This window comes from Corynebacterium bovis DSM 20582 = CIP 54.80 (assembly GCF_030408615.1).
In the GTDB taxonomy this organism is placed as follows: domain Bacteria; phylum Actinomycetota; class Actinomycetes; order Mycobacteriales; family Mycobacteriaceae; genus Corynebacterium; species Corynebacterium bovis.
The window spans coordinates 191255-210407 of sequence record NZ_CP047187.1 but is presented as its reverse complement, the minus strand read 5'-3'; the positions used below and the strand labels follow the sequence as shown (position 1 = coordinate 210407).

The following is a 19153-nucleotide window of genomic DNA, read 5'->3' as shown; positions in this document are numbered from 1 at the left end:
GCGCGTGACAGTGCCCGCACCGGGCCGGGTCGCCGGGGCGGGTGGGACGGGGGCGGGGCCCGGGGGCGGGACGACGGGGCCGGGTCGGGCCGGGTGGCCGGTCGAGGGCCCCCGTCCGGACCGAGGGGTAGAACGGTGGGTGACCGACTGACCCCGGTCCCGGTGCCGGCCCCGCCGCACCGTCGATCCCGACGGATCCGATCCCACGACTGCAACGACTGCTCCGAGGAGCCGACCATGCGAATAGCCCTGTTCGCCACGTGCATCGTCGACGCGATGTACCCCGAGGTGGCGAAGGCGACCGTCAGCATCCTGGAAAGACTCGGCCACGAGGTCACCTTTCCGGAACGCCAGGCGTGCTGCGGCCAGATGCACATCAACTCCGGGAAGTTCCACGACGCCTACCCGGTGGTGCGCAACCACGTCCGCGCGTTCGAGGAGGAGGACTGGGACTACGCCGTCGCCCCCAGCGGGTCGTGCGTGGCGTCGCTCGGCCACCAGCACCCCATGATCGCCGAGTACAACGGTGACCCGTCCCTCGCCTCCCGCGCGACGGACATCGCCTCCCGCACCTTTGAACTGTGCCAGTTCCTCACGGACATCTGCGGGGTCACCGACGCCGCGCGTGACCTGGGCAGCTGGTTCCCGCACACGGTCGCCTACCACCCGTCGTGTCACGGTATGCGCCTGCTCCGGCTCGGTGACCGGCAGCGTGACCTCATCGCCTCGGTCGAGGGCCTGGCGGTCCGGGAGATCCACAACGGGGACATCTGCTGCGGGTTCGGCGGGACGTTCTCCGTGAAGAACCCGGACGTGTCCGGGGCGATGCTCGGCGACAAGGTCGAGGCGATCATCGCCACCGGCGCGGACGCCTGCACCGGCGGCGACGTGAGCTGCCTCATGCACATCGGCGGCGGGCTGTCGCGCACGCACCGGCTCGTGCCCGGGGAGGGCGACGTCCCGGCGGCGGTGCACCTCGCCCGGATCCTCGCCTCGACGAAGGAGGCGCCGCTGCTGCTGCCCGGTGAGGGCGCGGCCGTGACGGGGGGTGCGCTGCGGTGAGCACGCGGACGGACACGACCCCCCGGCACACGCACGGCACGCGGACGGTCCTCGGGACGCCGACGGTGCCGGGCCGGGGACAGCTCGTCGAGACCCATCCCTTCCCGGAGGTGGCCCGGCACGAGCTCGGGAACATCCAGCTCCGGTCCAACCTCCAGCACGCGACGCAGACCATCCGCGCGAAGCGGGCGGCGCGCGTGGCCGAGATGCCGGACTGGGAGGCGCTCCGCGACGCGGGCTCGGCGCTGAAGCAGGACGTCATGGCCCGGCTGCCCGAACTGCTCGTGCAGTTCGAGGAGGCGTTCACCGCCCGCGGCGGGCACGTCCACTGGGCGCGCGACGCGGACGAGGCGAACCGGATCATCACCGGGCTCGTCGAGGAGCACGCGCCGCTCACCGCCGACGGCCGCCGGGAGGTCATCAAGGTCAAGTCGATGGCGACGCAGGAGATCGGGCTCAACGAGCACCTCGCGGAGCACGGCGTCGACGCCTACGAGACCGACCTCGCCGAGCTCATCGTGCAGCTCGGCGGGGACCGGCCGTCGCACATCCTCGTCCCCGCGATCCACCGCAACCGGGAGGAGATCCGCCGGATCTTCCTCAACGGGATGGACGACGTCGACCCGGACCTCGACAGCGACCCCGAGCACCTCGCGGAGGCGAGCCGCCGGCACCTGCGGCGGAAGTTCCTGGAGACGAAGGTCGCGGTGTCCGGCGCGAACTTCGGCGTCGCGGAGACGGGCACCCTGTCCGTCGTGGAGTCCGAGGGCAACGGCCGCATGTGCGTGACACTGCCGGAGACCCTCATCACCGTCATGGGCATCGAGAAGCTCATCCCCACCGTCGACGATCTGGAGGTGTTCATGCAGCTCCTGCCCCGGTCGTCGACGGGCGAGCGGATGAACCCGTACAGCTCCTTCTGGACCGGGGTGACGGAGGGCGACGGGCCGCGGTCGATGCACGTCGTCCTCCTCGACAACGGCCGCACCCGGGCGCTCGCGGACGCGGACGGCCGCCAGGCCCTCCACTGCATCCGCTGCTCGGCGTGCATGAACGTGTGCCCGGTGTACGAGCGCACGGGCGGCCACGCCTACGGGTCGATCTACCCGGGGCCCATCGGCGCGATCCTCACGCCGCTGCTCACGGGGGTCGACGAGGCGGAGAACGGGTCCCTGCCGTACGCCTCCTCCCTGTGCGGGTCCTGCTACGACGCCTGCCCGGTGAAGATCAACATCCCGGAGATGCTCACCCGGCTGCGCGCGCAGGACCAGGAGGTCAACCACGGGTCGGCGGTGCCGCGGACGCAGCTGGACGCGGCACTGACCGGTGCGAAGTGGCTCATGTCCGACGGCCGGCGGATGGCCGCGGCCGAGCGGGCGTTGCCGCTGGTCAACAAGGTGTCGCCGGCGGCGGGTCTGTGGAACCTGCCGGGCGTGGCCGGGAAGTGGACGGGGTCGCGGGACGTGCCGCAGCCGCCGAAGGAGTCGTTCAGGAGCTGGTGGAAAGGCAGGACGCGATGAGTGGACGGACGGACAGCGGCCACGGGGCCGGGGCCGGAGCGGGTGCCGCCGCCGGGGTTGGTGCCGGGGTTGGTGCCGGAGCGGGTGCCGCCGCCGGGGTTGGTGCCGGGGTTGGTGCCGGAGCGGGTGCCGCCGCCGGGGTTGGTGCCGGGGCGAGGGAGGTCATCCTCGCCCGGGTGCGGGACGCCCTCGGGAGGGGGGACGACGCCACCCCTCCCCCGGCGGGCGACATCCCCCGGGAGTACCGGCGCAGCGGCTCGCTGACCGGTGACGAGCTCGTGGACCTGTTCATCGACCGGCTGGAGGACTACGACGCCACGGTCCGGCGCGTCCCCGCGGACGGGGTGGCCGGCGCGGTCGCCGCGTTCCTCCGGGAGCGGCACGGCGGCGGGGGCGCCACGCGGGAGGACGGTGGCGGTGCCGGGGAGGTGACCGTCGTGACCCCGGACGCGGTTCCCGCGGAGTGGTTCGCCGAGGTCACCGGCGACGGCGACGGGGTCCCCGTGCGGGTGATCCGCGACTCGCGGGAGCGGCCCCTGGACGTCGACACGGTGAACAGCGTGGACGCGGTGGTCACCGGCTCGGCGGTGTCGGTGGCGGACACGGGGACGATCGTGCTGGTCGGGGAGCTGTCCGGGCGGCGCGCGACGACGCTCGTCCCCGACCACCACGTCGTGGTCGTGGACGTCGACGACATCGTGGAGATCGTGCCGGAGGCGTTCCGGCGGCTCACGGGGCAGGGCCTCGACGGGCAGCCGATGACGTTCGTCTCCGGGCCGAGCGCGACGGTGGACATCGAGCTCATCCGCGTCCAGGGGGTGCACGGCCCGCGCACGCTGGACGTCGTCATCGCCGGGTGACGCGCCGCCCCGCCGTCACCCGGCGGCCGGCACCTCCCGCGGCCCCCGGGGACGGAGGCTGCCCGGCCGCGCCCGTCACCCCGCGCCGACGACCTGGTCGTACGCGAGCTTCACCGCCATCACCACGACGACGACCAGGATGGCGGCGCGCACGAACCCGACCCCGCGGCCGAGCACCATCCGCGCACCGACCTGCGCGCCGATCACGTTCGTCACGGCCAGCCCCAGGCCGAGCAGCCACAGCACCTCCCCCTGCACCGCGAAGGTGACGAGCGCGCCGAGGTTCGTGGAGACGTTGAGGACCTTCGCCCACGCGGCGGCGGTGATGAAGTCGCCGCCGACCAGGCCGGTGACCCCCAGGATGAGGAACAGCCCGGTGCCCGGCCCGAACGCGCCGTCGTACACGCTCACGGCGGCGACGAGTGCGGTGAGCCCCGGCAGGGCCCGCGCGCGGGGGCGGGCCGCCGACGGTGCGCCGCCGCGGCCGAAGGACGGCCGGAGGAGGATGAACAGCCCGACGGCCACCAGCAGCACGATGATGACCGGGCGCATGATCTGCCTGTCGACGGACGAGGCGACCAGGGCCCCGGCGACCGACCCGACGAGCGCCAGCGGCACGTACCGCAGCGCCCGCGTCGCGGACGGGACCTTCCTGACCAGCACCGCGGCGGAGCTGGCGGTCCCGGCGATCGCCGCGACCTTGTTGACCCCGAGGGCCTGGGCGGTGGACATCCCCGGGTTGAGGATGAGCATGAGCGGGATGAGGATCAGCCCGCCGCCGCCGACGACCGCGTCGACCCAGCCGGCGGCGAGGGACCCGATGAGCAGGGCGGAGATGACGGGGACGGACACGGGGCACACTTCCTGGCGGGGAGGGGGACAGCTCGGCGGGGCGGGGGTCGGACCGCCTCCGTCAGGGAGGATAGCGGGGTCCCGGCCGTCACCGGCGGTGTTCGACGCCCGCCCGTCACCCCGTCCGTCGTCCCCTCCCACCACCCCACCCGACGCCCACCCGACGCCCGCGGCACCACCGCACCCCGTCGGTAGGCTGGCCCGCGTCACCCCTCACCCGATGAACCGGAGCCGCGCCATGTCTGTCGTCGTCCTCGTCGCCGCCGCCCTCGCCACGATCCTGCACGTGTACATCTTCGTGCTGGAGAGCGTCCTGTGGACCGGGCGGGCGCGGGCGGTGTTCGGGACGACGCCCGAGGAGGCCGAGGCCACGAAGGCGCTCGCGTTCAACCAGGGGTTCTACAACCTGTTCCTCGCGGTGGTCACGCTGGCGGGCATGGTGCTGTGGGCCGCGGCGCCGGCGGTGTCGACGGCGCTGCTCACCGCCGGGTGCGGGTCGATGCTCGCGGCGGCGGTCGTCCTCGGGGTGTCCTCGCCGGACAAGATGCGCGCCGCGGTGGTGCAGGGCGTCATGCCGCTGGTTGCGCTCGTCGCCCTCCTCGCGGCCTGACCCCGGCACCCCCTCCCCCACTGAGGCCTGCGTCACACCGCGTGGACCGATGGGGGACAATGGACCCTGACCGGCACACCTGACCCACGACCCAAGGAGACGACCGATGGCCCGTATCCCCCGCACGAACCTGGACGTGTTCCCCCTCACGCTCGGCGGCAACACCTTCGGGTGGACCGCGGACAAGGAGGAGTCCTTCCGCATCCTCGACGCTTTCGTCGCAGGTGGGGGCTCGATGATCGACACCGCGGACGTGTACTCCGTGTGGGCGAAGGGCAACGAGGGCGGCGAGTCGGAGTCCATCATCGGCGAGTGGATGGCGGAGCGGGGCACCCGGGGGAAGGTCGTCGTCGCGACCAAGGTCGGTGCGAAGCCGGACCGGAAGGGGCTGGCCCGGGAGAATGTCATGGCCGCCCTCGACGAGTCCCTCGAGCGACTCCGCACCGATTACATCGACCTGTATTACTTCCACTTTGACGACGAGGACACCTCCATCGAGGACCAGGTGGCCACATCGCAGGCGCTCCTCGACTCCGGCAAGGTCCGGAACATCGGCCTGTCGAACTACTCCCCGAAGCGTATGCGCCGGTTCTTCGAGGTCGCGCGGGACACAGGTGCGACCCTCCCCGTCGCTGTGCAGCCCCACTACAACCTCGTCCACCGCAAGGACTACGAGCAGTACATCAGGCCCATCGTCGAGGAATTCGACGTCGCGGTGTTCCCCTATTACGGCCTTGCCAGTGGATTCCTCACCGGGAAGTACCGCGAGGAGTCCGACGTCAAGGGCGACCGCAAGGACGGGGTGAAGCAGTACGTCAACAGCGACGGTCTGGCGGTCATCTGGGCGATGATCGGCATGGCGAACAAGTACGGCGGCGGCTGGTCGACCGGCCCCGGCATGTCCACGGTCGCGCTGGCGTGGCTCCGCGCGAAGGGGGCGACGGCGCCGATCGCGTCCGCCCGCGAGCTGCGGCAGCTGTCCGCGCTCATGGCGGTCGACACGGTCCGGCTCACCACGGCGGAGGTCGAGGATCTCGACGCCGCCTCCGCGGCGTTCGCGGTCTTCGACGAGGAGCCGGAGGACGAGCCGGACGCCGGCGAGACGACGGCCGACGGGACGACGGCTGACGAGAAGGCCGGCGGGACGGCCGGCGAGAAGAAGGCCGGCGAGAAGAAGGACGACGCTGCCGAGTCCGGTGGGAAGGCGGCCGGCGCGAAGACCGCCGACGCGAAGGGCGACGCGGACAAGGCCGGCGCGGAGACGTCCGACGGGAAGCAGGGAGCCGAGGCCGAGTCCCCCGAAGCCGCGGCCGAGCCCGACGCCGACGAGAAGGACGCCGCCGACGACCCGGCCGACGCCCCGGAGCAGGACAAGCAGGAGACACAGGAGACGGCGGACGCGAAGGAGCCGGCGGAGAAGCCGCAGGCTGACGCCGAGCCGGAGCAGACGCCGGCGAAGAAGCCGGCGGAGAAGCCCGCGTCGGGGGCCGCCGCGACCGGCGAGACGATCTCGCTCGCCGCCAGCGCCCCGGGGGCACCGGGTGCGCCCGGTGCGCCGTCGGCACCGTCCGCCCCGTCCGCGCCGAGTGCTCCGTCCGCCGCCGCTGAACCGTCGGCCCCGAGCGCGCCGTCGGCGCCGTCGGCCCCGTCCGCACCGTCGGCCCCGTCCGCACCGTCGGCACCCAGCGCGCCGTCCGCGCCGAGCGCCCCGGGTGCTCCGGGTGCTCCGGCAGCTCCGTCGGCCGCCGCTGAGCCGGCGGAGGAGACGCCGACGGACGCTGAGCCGGACGAGAAGCCGCAGGCTGACGCCGAGCCGGAGAAGAAGCCGGAGAAGAAGCCGGAAGAGAAGCCCGCGTCGGGGGCCGCCGCGACCGGCGAGACGATCTCGCTCGCCGCCACGGCCCCCGGTGCACCGGGTGCGCCCGGTGCGCCGTCGGCACCGTCAGCTCCGAGCGCCCCCTCCGCGCCGACGGCCGCCGCTGCCGAGGACGCCGACACGGACGACGCCGACACCACGGACTCCACGGAGACGGCCGGGACCGGCGGGGACGGGAGCGCGGCGTCGTCCCCGGAGGACACCGAGCCCGACACCAGCGAGGACTCCACGGACTCCGGGAACACCGACGACACGGACGACACCGCACCGGCGGCCGGGACCCCCGCGCCCGGCGGGGCACCGATCACGCTCACCGCGACGACGCCCGGCGCCCCCGGTGCCCCCGGCGCGCCCGGGGCCCGCTGACACCTGACCCGCGCACCCGACCTGGCACTGCCGGTCACCGACATCGCCGCCCTCCAGCACCGCGCTGATGTCGGCAACTGGCAGCTGCAGGTCAATTTCGGGTGGTTTTTTGACCTGACACTGCCAGTCACCGACAACGCCACACCGCACCACCCGCCGGCACCGCGCTGATGTCGGCAACTGGCAGCTGCAGGTCAATTTCGGGCGGTTTTTTGACCTGACACTGCCAGTCACCGACAACGCCACACCGCACCACCCGCCGCCGCCCCGCGCCCCGGGGGCCGGCGGCGACCCGTTGGCTAAGGTGTACGCCATGAAGCGATGGGTGAGGTACGCGGGTGGCGTCGGCGCGGCGGTGGTCGTCGTCGGCCTGGTCACAGGCACCGCGGTGGCGGTGAACATCGCGCCGACCGCCACGACCGGGACGGCGTACATCGCCAAGGCCGCGTGCGAGCGCCGCTACGTCCAGGGCCAGGGCAACTTCACCCCGGATGTGCCGCCGAACAGCATCGACGGCTTCGTGAGCACCGGTTTCGAGGCGCAGGAGGAGTCCGCGACGGCGTCGGTGATGGGCCTGTACCCGTCGACCGCGTGGCGCATCCCGGGGTCCGGCTGTGTCGTCGCGGACTCCCGCCCCGCCGTCACGGACCCGGTGCCGCCGGTGGCGGAGCGCACGACCCCGGGTGTCCCGCAGCCGGTGCGGCCGTTCACGGGCCCGGCCGACGCCGCCGTGCAGCGCGCCGTCGCCGCCGCCCTCGACCGGGAGGGCAGCCGCGGGGTCGTCGTCGTGCAGGACGGTGCCGTCGTCGGCGAGGGCTACTCCGGGGGGTTCGACGAATTCACGCCCCAGCGGGGCTGGTCGATGACGAAGTCGGCGACCAATGCGCTGGCGGGCCGCGTCGCCGCCGGTGCGGTGCCCGGCGCGACCCTCTCGCCGGACGACCACGACCTGTGGGCCGGCTGGGGCGAGGGCGACGAGCGCCGGTCGATCAGCGTCGACAACCTCATGCGGATGACCCCGGGCCTGGAGTGGGACGAGTCCTACGGGCTCACCGGCGACGTGGCGGAGCTGCTGTACCACGAGCCGGACCAGGCGGCGTTCGTCGCGGACAAGCCGCTGACGTCGCGCCCGGGCACGACCCGCACGTACAGCACGGGCACGACGGCGCTGCTGTGCTCGGTGCTGCAGGACCGGACGCGGATGGGCGCGGACATGGCGTACCGGCTGCTGTACCGGCCGCTGGGGATGGCCAGCGCGGAGCTGGAGTTCGACCGGTCGGGCGGCCTGGCCTGCGGGTCGGGGATGATGGCCACACCACGGGACTGGGCGAAGTTCGGCCAGTTCATCCTCAACGACGGGGTGGTCGACCCGGATGCGCCGGACGTCGTCGACCCGGCGACAGGGGAGGCCTCCCCGGCGCCCGCGGCGCGGCGGCTGCTGCCGCGGGACTGGCTGCGGGAGTCGTTCACGACGCACCCGGCCGGCGGCGAGGGCGCGACGGAGTCCTCGGGCGGGACCGGCACCGCGCCGTACGGGGCCGGGTGGTGGGTCAACCGCGCGGCCGACGGGCGGGCCCACTTCCCGGACCTGCCGGTGGACATGGTGTGGGCCGACGGCCACGACGGCCAGTACCTGGCGGTGGTCCCGTCGCGGCGGCTCGTCGTGGTGCGCCAGGGGTTCACCCCGGGGGCGAGTTTCGCGAACTCGGGGATGCGGGAGCTCGTGCGGGACGCGGTCGCGGCGACGGACACGGCGACCGGGGGTCGCCGGTGGCCTGGGACGGTCGGGGCGGGGACGGACGCCGACGCCACGGCGGGTGCGGGCTCCGGGTCGGGGGCCGACGCCACGTCCGCCGCGGGTGCCGCATCCGGGTCGGGCGGCGGCTGGTCCGGGTCAGGCGCCGACGCCACGGCGGGTGCCGGCCTGCCGCAGTGAGCCGCGCGCTCACACCCCCGTGGCGAACGCCCGGTGGTAGGAGACGGTGCCCGTGGGGTAGCCGGTGTCGCGCGGGGAGGGGTCGTCGTCGAGAAACCTCGCCTGGAACATCTCCACCGGTGCCCCCGGATACGTGAGCCCCTCGCGGTGGGCGAAACCGAAACGGTTGTAATACCCGGGGTCCCCGAGGACGACGACGCCACGCGCCCGCGGGTCGACGTCCCGCACCCGGTCGAGGGCCCCGGTGACGAGCCGGCCGCCGAGGCCCCTCCCCTGGTGGTCCGGGACGACGGCGACGGGCCCGAAGCCGTACCACCCGTCCGGGCTGACGGCCGGGCGGGCGTCGCCCTCACCCGTGTCGGCGAGCGGTTCCTCCAGGTCAGCGGGGTGTTCGGCGGACAGCGTCACCGGGGAGAGGGCGACGTACCCGGCGACGGAGCCGTCGGGCGCCTCCGCGACGAGGGACACGGTCAACGCCCCGGCCTCCCGGAGGGCGTCGACGACATCGGGCTCCGAGCCGTCGGAGAACCCCTCGTCGGCGAAGGCCGCCGTGACGGCCTGCCGCACGGCCTCCGCGTCGGCGTCGTTCTCCGGACGGACCACCACCTCACACTCCATGGCCCCGAGGGTACGTCACGGTCGTTGCTACGCTGGATCACATGAGTACCTTGAGGACGCCTCATGTGACCGGCAGCACAGACCCCGCGACCCGGGCCACGGACCACGGCCGTGACCGCGGTGCCGGCCGCGGCGCGGCGCACCGCACGCCCCGCCGGGCGGCGGCCGGACGCCTCGCCGCGGCGGGCGTGTGCGGCGCGCTCGCGCTGTCGGTGGCGGCCTGCGACACCGACGGCCCCGGTGACCGGCTGAGTTCCCCGGAGAAGTACTCCACCCTCTCCCTCAGCGGCGAGGGCGAGGGCGCAGACGCGACCGCGTCCGGCACGACCGCACCACAGTCGGGTGCGGCGGGCACGCGGACGACCTCCGGCACGGCCGGCGCCGGCACCTCCGGCAGCTCCGCCCGGACGACGGCGGACCCCGCCGACCGCCCGACGGCGACGACCCCCGACGCCGGGGCGTCGACCACCCGGCAGCCGGGCGGCGCGGACACCCGTGCCGCGGTCGCCGGCTCGACGAACACCCGGGGCGCGCTCGCCGCCGACAACGGCTCGTGCATCGCCTCCCGCGCGACGCTCACCTCCCGCTCCGGCCCCGCGGAGCTGCGCTACACCGGCTCCGCCGGGGACCAGGTGCGCTACGCCTACATGTTCCGCGACGGCCGGACCGAGGAGCACGTCACGACCGTCCCGGACGGGCGGTCCTCGGTGACCGTGTCCGACGGCCCGCAGGTCGCGGACCTCAACGGGGTGGCCGTCGCCCTCCTCGGCGCCGACGGGGGGACCGACACCTGCCTCGTGCCCCTCAACGGCCCCCAGGCGTGACCCCGCGGACCCCCCTCGACCGCCCCGCCGACGGGGAGGTGTCCGTCGCCGTCGTCGGCGCGGGTCCGCGTGGCGTGTCCGTGCTCGAACGCCTGGCCGCGCACCTGGAGTCCGCCGGGTCGGCCGGTTCGGCCGGAACCACCGGCCCGGCCGGCCCGGGCACGCGGCTCGTCGTCCACCTCATCGACCCGGCCGAGCCCGGCGCCGGTGAGGTGTGGCGCACGGACCAGCCGGACATCCTCTGCATGAACACCCTCGCCGACGCGGTGACGCTGTTCACCGAGCCCGGCGCGTCGGTCACCGCCCCGGTCCACGAAGGGCCGACGCTCTACGCCTGGGCCCGCGCGCGGGGTCTCACCGGCACCGGGTCCGACGCCGCATCCGCCGCGGAGCCCGACGCCGCCCCCGATGCCGCCGCGCCCTCCGCGCGCCTCGACGGCCCGTCGGCCCTCCACCCGTGGTCCCACCCGCCGCGCGCCCTGTACGGCCGCTACCTGCGCTGGTGCCCGGACCGGGCCGTCGACCGTCTCGCCGCCCTCGGGGTCGACGTCCGCGTGCACCGCTCCCGGGCGGTGGACCTCCACGCCGACGCGCCCGCCACCGGCACCGACGCACCCGCCACGGACACCCCCACCGCCGCGACCCCCACCCCCGCCACCACGGACACGCTCCTCCTCGCCGACGGCACGTCCGTCACCGCCCACGCGACCGTCCTCGCGCAGGGCTGGACCCCGGTCGAGCCCGACGCGATGGAACGCTTCCTCGCCGTGACCGTCGACTCGGCGGCGCAGATGAGCGCGGCGATCGGCCGCCCGTCCCCGCTGACGTGGGTCCGCCCGGGCACCCCGGTCGACCAGGACCTGTCCTCCCTCGCGGCGGGCGCGGAGGTCATCGTCCGGGGTCTCGGCATGGGCTTCACCGACGCCGTCACCCTGCTCACCGTCGGCCGGGGCGGCCGGTTCGTCCGGGACGCGGCGGCCCGCTCCGGGCTGCGGTACGTGCCGTCGGGGCGTGAACCGCGGATCGTGGCGTCGTCCCACCGGGGCTACCCCTTCCTCCCGAAACCGGAGTTCGGCGCGATGCCCCCGACCCCCTCGATGCCGCGCCTGACCGCCCTGCTGGACCGGTTCGGCCCGGGCGGCCCGGACACGGAGCCGGGGAGTCTCGACGCGACGGACCCCGGGACGGGCGTGTGGCCCGCCGTCGTCCGTGACGCGCACGAGGAGTTCCTCCGCACCCTGCTGACCTCGACCGTCGGCACCCCGGGGCCGTTGCTGGACCGGGCGCGGGCGGTCATCGACGCCGCGCGGGACCCGGAGTCCCTGCACCGGGACCCGGGGATCCGGGCGGTCATCGCGGAGGCTGTCGGGGGCCCGGCCGCGGGAGGGTCCGGGTCGGGGGACGACGCCGCCCTCCCGTGTCTCGACATCCCCGCGCTCATGGACCCCGTGGGGGCGTACCGGCCGGGCGACGGCGCGGCGGGCGGTACCGGCGCCGACCCCGGCGCCGACCCGGTGGCGGACTTCACGGCGTGGGTCGGCGACCGCCTCGTCGACGATCTCCGCGAGGCCGCCGCCGGGCGGGACAGCGCGCTGCGGGCCGGGCTGCGCGTCATCGGCGCGGCGCGCACCCCGGTGCACCTCATCGGCCAGGCCGGGCGGTACACCGCCGCGTCCCGGCCGGCCGTCGCGCGGCTGACGGCGTTCGGGCAGATGGTCGGTTCGGGCCCGCCGGCGTTCCGCACCCGGGAGCTCCTCGCGCTCGTCGACGCGGGTGTCGTGCGGTTCGCCGGGGCGCACCCGACGGTCGTCGTGGACCCGGAGGCCCCCGCGTTCGTCCTCACCTCCCCGACGACCGGCGACCACCCCGTCGCCGCGCCGGCGCTGCTCGACGCCTGGATGCACGCCCCTGACGTGCGCAGTTCCGCCGACCCGCTCACCGCCGCGCTCGTCGCGGCGGGGCGGGTGCGCCCGTTCACGCCCGGGGCGGACGGGCGGCCGACGCGGTCCCCGGACGTCGACCTGCCCTCGACCCGGGTCATCGGCGCGGACGGCACCCCGGACCCCCGCGTGCACCTCGTGGGGATCCCGCTGCAGGAGCTCCGCGCGGGGACGACCGTCAGCCCCGTGCCGGGCACGGACCCGCTCATGCTCCGGGAGACGGACGCCGCCGCGGGGAGCGCCCTCCGCGCGGCGCTCGGTGCGCACCCCGGTGCGGAACCCGGTGCCGAACTCGGTGCGCACCCCGGTGCGGAACCCGGTGTGGCGGGCGACGGCGGACGGGCCGACGGGGGCGCGGGCGCATGACGGCGTCGTCGACCCCGGACAACTCCCCGCAGCCCACCGTTCCCGGCCCGCCGACCGGGCCCGCGGCGTCGACCCCGGTGTCCGCCCCGCTCCGCGCGGCCGACTTCGCCCGCTCCCCCGACGAGGTCGCACCCCTGCTCGTCGGCTCGACCCTCCGCCGCGGGCGCGTCGCCGTCGTCCTCACGGAGGTCGAGGCGTACCTCGGCGACCTCGACCCCGCCTCCCACGCCCACCGCGGGCCCACCCCCCGCTGCCGCACGATGTTCGGACCGCCCCTGCACCTGTACGTCTACGCCAGTTACGGCATCCACCGCGCGGGGAACATCGTGTGCTGGCCGTCCGGTCGCGGCGGCGGTGTGCTGCTCCGGGCGGGGAGGGTCGTCGAGGGGGTCGACGACGTCCGCCTCCGCCGCGGCTGGCGCGAGGTCCCCGGGGAGCCCGAGGGGCGGCCGGTCGCGGTGAACCTCGCGCGGGGGCCGGGGAACCTCGGCGCGGCGCTGGGGCTGGACCTCGACCTCGACGGGTCGCCGGTGGCCCTCGGCACGCACGCGACCGGCACGGACGGAACCGGCGCGGGCGGGGCCGGCGCGGGCGGGGCCGGCGCGGACGACGGGTTCACGCTCATCCCGCGGACGGGGGACGTGGAGGTCGTCTCCGGGCCGCGCATCGGCATCTCGCGGAACCGGGAGGCCCCGCTGCGTTTCTGGATCCCGGGGGACCCCACGGTCACGACGCCGCGCGGCCGCCCACGCCGCTGACCGGGGGCGACCCGCGGCGGTCCCCGACTGTCCGTGGCTGTCCGTGGCGCTGACCGGGGGCGTCGTCCGCCGCTGACCGGCGTCACCGGACCGTCACCGCGGCGTCACCGACGCTCCACCTTCGTGCGGCACACTGGGCCGCATGACCCTCACGCCCCCGCGCCACCCGGCCGCCCTGACGCCCGCGCCCGCCCGCCGCGTCGCGACCGGCACCGCGTCCCTCTCCGCCACGGCCGCCACGCTCGCCGCCGCCGTCCTCCTCTCCACCGCCCCCGCCTCCGCGGCGCCCGCCACCGCCCCGGCCCCAGCCCCGGCCCCGTCGACGTCCGGGTCCACCGCCGCGCTGACGTGGGACGGCGGGAGCGTGGCGTCGTCGTCCCCCCTCCCCTCCCTCCCCTCCCTGTCCTCACCGGCGCTGTCCTCCCCCGGCCTGCTCCCCGACCCCGGGGCGACCACCCCGGGCGGGCCGCAGACACCGACGCCGCCGGCCGCGGGGCCCGTCGCCGAGCTCGTGGACACGCACGACCTCGCCGGGTCGACCGTCGAGCACGGCAACGGGCCGGCGGCGGACGCGCCCTTCGGCGGCATCTCCGGGATCGACCGCATCGCCGGCGACCGGTACATCGGCATCAGCGACGACCGGTCGGAGAAGGGCCCGGCCCGGGCGTACCCGCTGACGCTGCCGCGCACGGCCACCGGCGGCACCGGCACCGCCACGATTGGCGCACCTGTGACACTCACGGACGCCGACGGGAAGCCCTACGCCCGCGGGACCGTCGACCCGGAGAGCATCCGCGTCACCCCCGGTGGAGACCTGCTCTGGAGCTCGGAGGGCGACGCCGACGCGGGCATCGCCCCCGCGGTCACCCTCGCCGGCCCCGACGGACAGGCACGGCTGAGCTACACGATCCCCGAGTACCACCGGCCGGGCCCCGGACGCGGCATCCGCAACAACCAGGCCTACGAGGGCCTCACCCTCACCGACGGCGGACGCAGCGCGGTCGTCCTCACCGAGGGGCCGCTGCAGCAGGACAGCCGCAACCGCCTCACCGTGTACGACACGGCGACGGGCATGCCCCGGGCGGAGTACGCCTACCAGCTCGACCCCGCCGACCCCGGCGCGGACGGGCGTGGGGCGACGGAGATCCTCGCCGTCGGCGACGGCACGTTCCTCACCCTCGAACGCGGCTACGTCCCCGGTCAGGGCACGCGCGGGAAGCTCTACCGGGTACGCCCCGGAGCGGCGACGGACGTCCTCGGGCGGCCGACGCTCGACGGCCGGGAGGTGACCGTGGAGAAGGAGGAGCTGCTGGACTTCTCCCCGCACGGCGAGAACCCGGACAACATCGAGGGCATGACGTGGGGGCCGGACCAGCCGGACGGCCGCCGCACGCTGCTCGTCACGACGGACGACAACTTCAGCCGCTCGCAGCGGTCGCTCGTGCACACCGTCGCGCTGCGGCTGTAGGCGCGGCGTGGGCACGGCCGGCCAGGCGCGGGGCGGCCCGGGCGGCGAGCCGGTCAGGGGTGGCCGTTGCGCTCCCGGTGGGCGCAGCCGGGCCAGCAGCACGGCCGGCGCATCCCGTCCTCCAGCTCCTCGTTCGTCCGCCGGATGCGGCGGGCCCGGGTCTCCGGCTTCTTCGCGTCCTCGACCCAGCAGATGAACTCGTTCCGGGCGAGCGTCGTGATGTCCAGCCACGCTTCCCGGGCGACGTCGCTGGTCAGCAGCGAGTCCCGGAGGTCGTCCGGCAGCCCGTGGACGGCGCCGCCGGGCAGCTGCGTGGTGTCGCCGGTGGTGCCGGTGGTGTCGGCCGCGGCGGTGGTGGCGTCGGTGTCGGTGGTGGTGCGGGTCATGTCCGCGACCCTACTGCGCCCGCCCCGCCCGGAGCGAGCCGCCGCCGTCACCGCCGCGCGCCCGCCGGTCCCCCTCCGCACGGCCGCACGGCCGCACGGCCGCGTCGGCCCACCCCCGCTCAGTGCAGCGCGTCGAGCGCCGCGCCGAGGTCCGCGAGCAGGTCCGCCTCGTCCTCGATGCCGACCGAGATCCGCACGAGGTCGTCCGGCACCTCCAGCTGCGACCCGGCGGCGGACTGGTGCGTCATGCGGGCCGGGTGCTCCAGCAGGGACTCCACCCCGCCGAGCGACTCCGCGAGACAGATGAGCTCCGTCGACTCGCAGAAGCGCACGGCCGTCTCCTCGGCGGACCGCCCGCCGAGCGCGGCGAAGCGCACGGACACCATGCCGCCGAAGCCGCGCATCTGCCGGGCGGCGACGTCGTGCCCCCGGTGACCGGGCAGGCCGGGGTAGAGGACGTGGGTCGTCTCGGGGCGGGCGTCGAGAAACTCCGCCACCGCCTGGGCGTTCGCACAGTGACGGTCCATGCGCACCCCGAGGGTCTTGATCCCCCGGGTCGTGAGGTACGCGTCGAAGGGGCTCGCGACCGCGCCGACGCCGCCCTGGAGGAACAGCAGCTCCCCGTCGAGTTCCTCGTCGGACGTGACGACGACCCCGCCGATGACGTCGGAGTGCCCGCCGAGGTACTTCGTCGTGGAGTGCATGACGACGTCCGCCCCCAGGTCCAGGGGTCGCTGCAGGTAGGGGCTCGCGAAGGTGTTGTCGACGACGAGCCGCGCCGCGTGCCCCGCCGTGACCTCCGCCACCGCCGCGATGTCGGTCACGGTGAGCAGCGGGTTCGTCGGCGTCTCCAGCCACACCAGGCGGGTGTTCTCCCGCAGGGCGTCCCGGATCTGCGCCGGGTCGGTCGTGTCGACGACGGACAGGCTGACCCCCCACTCGCGGAAGGTCGTGTCGATGAGGCGGAACGTCCCGCCGTAGGCGTCGTCGCCGAGGATGAGGTGGTCGCCGGGGCGGAGCAGCGCCCGGAGGAGCGTGTCCGTCGCCGCCATCCCGGAGGAGAACGCTCGGCCGAACAACCCGCCCTCGAGCGCGGCGACGGTCTGCTCCAGGGACGTCACGGTCGGGTTGCCGCAGCGGCCGTACTCGAAGCCGCCGCGCAGCTGCGCGACCCCGTCCTGGGCGAACGTCGTGGACGTGTAGATCGGCACGTTCACCGCGCCGGTGTGGCCGTCCGGTTCGTACCCGCCGTGGATCGCGGTCGTGGCGAAGCCGGCGGGGCGGGCCGCCGCCGCCCGGTCCGCGGCCGCCCGCGCCTCCGCGCGGCGGGCGGCGGTTCCGGCGTCGGCGCGGGTCGTGTGGTCGTTGTCGGTCACGGGGTCTCCTCGTAGCGGGGTCGCGGGTGGGGTGTGGGGGCGCGGCCCGGGGGCGGTGCACCGGACGGGGGTGCGGGGTGCGGGGCCGCCGGGACGGCGTCGTCCCCGATATTCTAGACCAAGCTGTCCGTTTCGGGCTCGTGAACTACTGTCTCCCCCATGAATGTCTCGCGCCTCACCGGGTCCCTCCTGTTCCGGATCGTCGTCGCCATCATCCTCGGCATCGCGCTGAGCGCCGTCATGCCGGAGTGGCTGGCCCGGGTGTTCGTCACCGTCAACGGCCTGTTCAGCAACTTCCTGGGGTTCTTCATCCCGGTGCTGATCTTCGCGCTCATCACCCCGGCGATCTCCGGGCTCGGCCGGGGCGCGGGGAAGTGGCTCGGGGTGACGACGGCGGTCGCGTACACCTCGACCGTCATCTCCGGCATCGTCGCCTACGGCGTGTCCCAGGGCGTCTACCCGCGACTTCTCGCCGGTGACAGCACCGCCCAGGCGGCGGACGTCGAGGCCGGGGCGCTGAAGGCCTACTTCACCGTCGAGATGACCCCGCCGATGGAGGTGCTCACCGCCCTCATCCTCGCCTTCGTCGTCGGCCTGGCGATGACGGCCGTGCGCTCGGACACCCTGTACCGGGCCGCGACGGAGCTCGAGGCCGTGGTGCACAAGGTCATCTCCTCGTTCATCGTCCCGCTGCTGCCGGTGTACATCTTCGGCATGTTCCTGTCGATGGGCATGAACGGCAACCTCACGCAGACCCTCTCGGTGTTCTCGAAGGTGCTGGTCCTCGCGGTGGTCATGACGCTGCTGCTGCTCATCGTCCAGTTCCTCCTCGCCGGCGCGTACGCCCGGCGCAACCCGTTCACGGCCCTGCGGAACATGCTCCCCGCCTACGTCACGGCCCTCGGCACGAGCTCGTCCGCCGCGACGATCCCGGTCACCCTCGAGGCGACGAAGCGCAACGGCGTGAACCCCAACGTCGCCGGGTTCACCGTCCCCCTGTGCGCGACGATCCACCTCGCCGGGTCGATGATGAAGATCAGCCTCTTCGCCTTCGCGATCATGGCGATGGACGACATGCCCCTGACGTGGACGAAGGCCCTGGGATTCATCCTCTTCCTCGGCGTGACGATGATCGCCGCACCCGGCGTGCCCGGCGGCGCGATCATGGCGGCGGTCGGCGTGCTCCAGTCGATGCTCGGGTTCAGCCAGGACCAGGTCGCGCTCATGATCGCCGCGTACATCGCCATCGACTCCTTCGGCACGGCCGCGAACGTCACCGGCGACGGCGCGATCGCGATGATCGTCGACCGGATGTCCCGGGGCTCGATCGGGACCGGGTCGCCGGAGCCGGAGGCCGGGGCAGGGTCGGGGTCCGGGTCGGGGGACGACGCGTCCAGCGTGCCCGCCGGCGCCGGCGAGTGAGCGGGCGGGCCCGCGTGGGGCGCGCGGGACGGGCGGGCCTGAGCGCCTGAACCCGCGGCTGCGCCGCCCCACCCCCGGACAGACGACGACCCCGCACCCTCAGGGTGCGGGGTCGCGTGCCGGTCACCGCCGACGTCAGCCGACGGCCACCGTCATGCAGCGTCCGCGACGGCTCAGTTGCCGCCGAAGCCGAAGAGGCCGCCGATGCCCGTGAGGGTGTCGACGATGCTCTTGGCGGCCTCGATGCCCTTCTTGGCGTTGTCGAGGCGCTTGCCGACGAGGTCGGCCTGCTCGCTCTCGCCCTTCGGGGACTTCTTGCCGGTCAGGGAGCCCAGGTCGAGGGAGGGCTTCTCCGGGACGGACGGGGCGTCCTTCGGGACGGAGGTCTTGACGGCCTCGAGGGAGGCGAGGTCGAGGGACGGCTTCGCCGGGACGGTCGGGGCGTCGGCCGGGACGGAGGTCCGGACCGGGGCCTCGGTGGTGTCGGCGGCGAAGGCGGCACCGCCGGTGGCGGTCACGGCGAGGCCGGCCGCGAGGGCGGACGCTGCGAACATGCGCGAGATCTTCACGATGTCATTCCTTTCGAAGGGAACTCTGTGGTCGATACAGATCGTGACACACCACAGTGGTACATCACGTGCGCTATTAGTAGCACACCCTTCGTGTGATCTGCACCTCCATTCGACACCATCGTCGCTGGTAACGTGCGTAAGTTCGCTGTTTGTCCACGCCCTGGCGTTATCGACAATATCGTGCTTCTCCACCACAGCACGTGTATCACAAGAGCGTCACTCACCGTGTCGGTCAGTCACTGTTCCGGCCGACCGCGGGGCCCGGGGCGTCGCCGCGGACACCCCCGTGCGCCGGGCGCGTGGGTGGGGCGCGTGGATGCCGCACGGGTGCGGCGACGGGC

16 protein-coding genes are annotated in these 19153 nt (G+C 74.6%); 11 read left to right on the top strand and 5 right to left on the bottom strand.

The genetic code is table 11. The features are described from left to right. Window positions 1-237 precede the first annotated feature (237 nt). Genes CBOVI_RS00675 through CBOVI_RS00665 form a run of 3 tightly spaced genes read left to right on the top strand, consistent with a single transcriptional unit; the run spans window position 238 to window position 3442 of the window. Window positions 238-1062, top strand: coding sequence for a (Fe-S)-binding protein (locus CBOVI_RS00675; RefSeq protein WP_010267926.1), 825 nt, complete (start codon window positions 238-240; stop codon window positions 1060-1062). After that, a complete protein-coding gene (locus CBOVI_RS00670; protein WP_010267929.1) occupies window positions 1059-2582 on the top strand; it encodes a lactate utilization protein B in 1524 nt (507 codons plus the stop codon). The genes CBOVI_RS00675 and CBOVI_RS00670 overlap by 4 nt, the downstream gene beginning before the upstream one ends. Further along, on the top strand, window positions 2579-3442 hold the full coding sequence (locus CBOVI_RS00665; protein WP_083826028.1) for a LutC/YkgG family protein: 864 nt from the start codon (window positions 2579-2581) through the stop codon (window positions 3440-3442). Before CBOVI_RS00670 ends, CBOVI_RS00665 begins: the two co-directional genes overlap by 4 nt. Before the next feature lie 75 nt (window positions 3443-3517). Here the strand turns inward: CBOVI_RS00665 and CBOVI_RS00660 are convergent, their stop codons facing one another. Continuing rightward, window positions 3518-4294 (bottom strand): TSUP family transporter, encoded by a 777-nt coding sequence (locus CBOVI_RS00660; protein WP_010267934.1) that lies wholly within the window; start codon window positions 4292-4294, stop codon window positions 3518-3520. A 238-nt stretch (window positions 4295-4532) separates the two neighbouring features. Between CBOVI_RS00660 and CBOVI_RS00655 the strand changes: the two genes are divergently transcribed. The 3 genes from CBOVI_RS00655 to CBOVI_RS00645 all read left to right on the top strand — a co-directional run bounded on the left by CBOVI_RS00655 (window position 4533) and on the right by CBOVI_RS00645 (window position 9082). Next, entirely contained in the window at window positions 4533-4904 is a 372-nt protein-coding gene (locus CBOVI_RS00655; RefSeq protein ID WP_010267942.1) for a DUF1304 domain-containing protein, read from the top strand. A 106-nt stretch (window positions 4905-5010) separates the two neighbouring features. Then, the gene (locus CBOVI_RS10800) at window positions 5011-7146 is read left to right on the top strand and encodes an aldo/keto reductase (protein WP_311711403.1); all 2136 of its coding nucleotides are present in this window, start codon (window positions 5011-5013) and stop codon (window positions 7144-7146) included. A gap of 313 nt (window positions 7147-7459) precedes the next feature. Continuing rightward, window positions 7460-9082 (top strand): serine hydrolase domain-containing protein, encoded by a 1623-nt coding sequence (locus tag CBOVI_RS00645; RefSeq protein WP_125186162.1) that lies wholly within the window; start codon window positions 7460-7462, stop codon window positions 9080-9082. Between the two features lie 9 nt (window positions 9083-9091). On the opposite strand, the gene CBOVI_RS00640 is transcribed toward CBOVI_RS00645, so the two are convergent. Next, window positions 9092-9700: a GNAT family N-acetyltransferase gene (locus tag CBOVI_RS00640; protein ID WP_010264063.1), complete on the bottom strand. Its 609-nt coding sequence runs from the start codon at window positions 9698-9700 to the stop codon at window positions 9092-9094. A gap of 41 nt (window positions 9701-9741) precedes the next feature. On the opposite strand from CBOVI_RS00640, the gene CBOVI_RS00635 reads away from it, so the two are divergent. The 4 genes from CBOVI_RS00635 to CBOVI_RS00620 all read left to right on the top strand — a co-directional run bounded on the left by CBOVI_RS00635 (window position 9742) and on the right by CBOVI_RS00620 (window position 15056). After that, window positions 9742-10524, top strand: a complete 783-nt coding sequence (locus tag CBOVI_RS00635) for a hypothetical protein (protein ID WP_125186161.1) — start codon at window positions 9742-9744, stop codon at window positions 10522-10524. Beyond that, the gene (locus CBOVI_RS00630; RefSeq protein ID WP_232625760.1) at window positions 10521-12830 is read left to right on the top strand and encodes an FAD/NAD(P)-binding protein; all 2310 of its coding nucleotides are present in this window, start codon (window positions 10521-10523) and stop codon (window positions 12828-12830) included. The genes CBOVI_RS00635 and CBOVI_RS00630 overlap by 4 nt, the downstream gene beginning before the upstream one ends. Beyond that, window positions 12827-13588 carry a DNA-3-methyladenine glycosylase gene (locus CBOVI_RS00625; RefSeq protein ID WP_125187261.1) on the top strand — a complete coding sequence of 254 codons (762 nt, stop codon included), beginning with the start codon at window positions 12827-12829 and terminating at the stop codon, window positions 13586-13588. Before CBOVI_RS00630 ends, CBOVI_RS00625 begins: the two co-directional genes overlap by 4 nt. A gap of 142 nt (window positions 13589-13730) precedes the next feature. Further along, on the top strand, window positions 13731-15056 hold the full coding sequence (locus tag CBOVI_RS00620) for an esterase-like activity of phytase family protein (protein WP_125187212.1): 1326 nt from the start codon (window positions 13731-13733) through the stop codon (window positions 15054-15056). Window positions 15057-15109: 53 nt separating this feature from the next. Here the strand turns inward: CBOVI_RS00620 and CBOVI_RS00615 are convergent, their stop codons facing one another. Beyond that, on the bottom strand, window positions 15110-15364 hold the full coding sequence (locus CBOVI_RS00615) for a YdeI/OmpD-associated family protein (protein WP_232625974.1): 255 nt from the start codon (window positions 15362-15364) through the stop codon (window positions 15110-15112). A gap of 197 nt (window positions 15365-15561) precedes the next feature. Then, a complete protein-coding gene (locus CBOVI_RS00610) occupies window positions 15562-16818 on the bottom strand; it encodes a cystathionine gamma-synthase (RefSeq protein ID WP_125187213.1) in 1257 nt (418 codons plus the stop codon). A gap of 159 nt (window positions 16819-16977) precedes the next feature. On the opposite strand from CBOVI_RS00610, the gene CBOVI_RS00605 reads away from it, so the two are divergent. After that, window positions 16978-18240 carry a dicarboxylate/amino acid:cation symporter gene (locus CBOVI_RS00605; RefSeq protein WP_010274100.1) on the top strand — a complete coding sequence of 421 codons (1263 nt, stop codon included), beginning with the start codon at window positions 16978-16980 and terminating at the stop codon, window positions 18238-18240. A gap of 173 nt (window positions 18241-18413) precedes the next feature. On the opposite strand, the gene CBOVI_RS00600 is transcribed toward CBOVI_RS00605, so the two are convergent. Further along, window positions 18414-18809, bottom strand: coding sequence for a hypothetical protein (locus tag CBOVI_RS00600; RefSeq protein WP_010274102.1), 396 nt, complete (start codon window positions 18807-18809; stop codon window positions 18414-18416). Window positions 18810-19153: the final 344 nt, after the last annotated feature.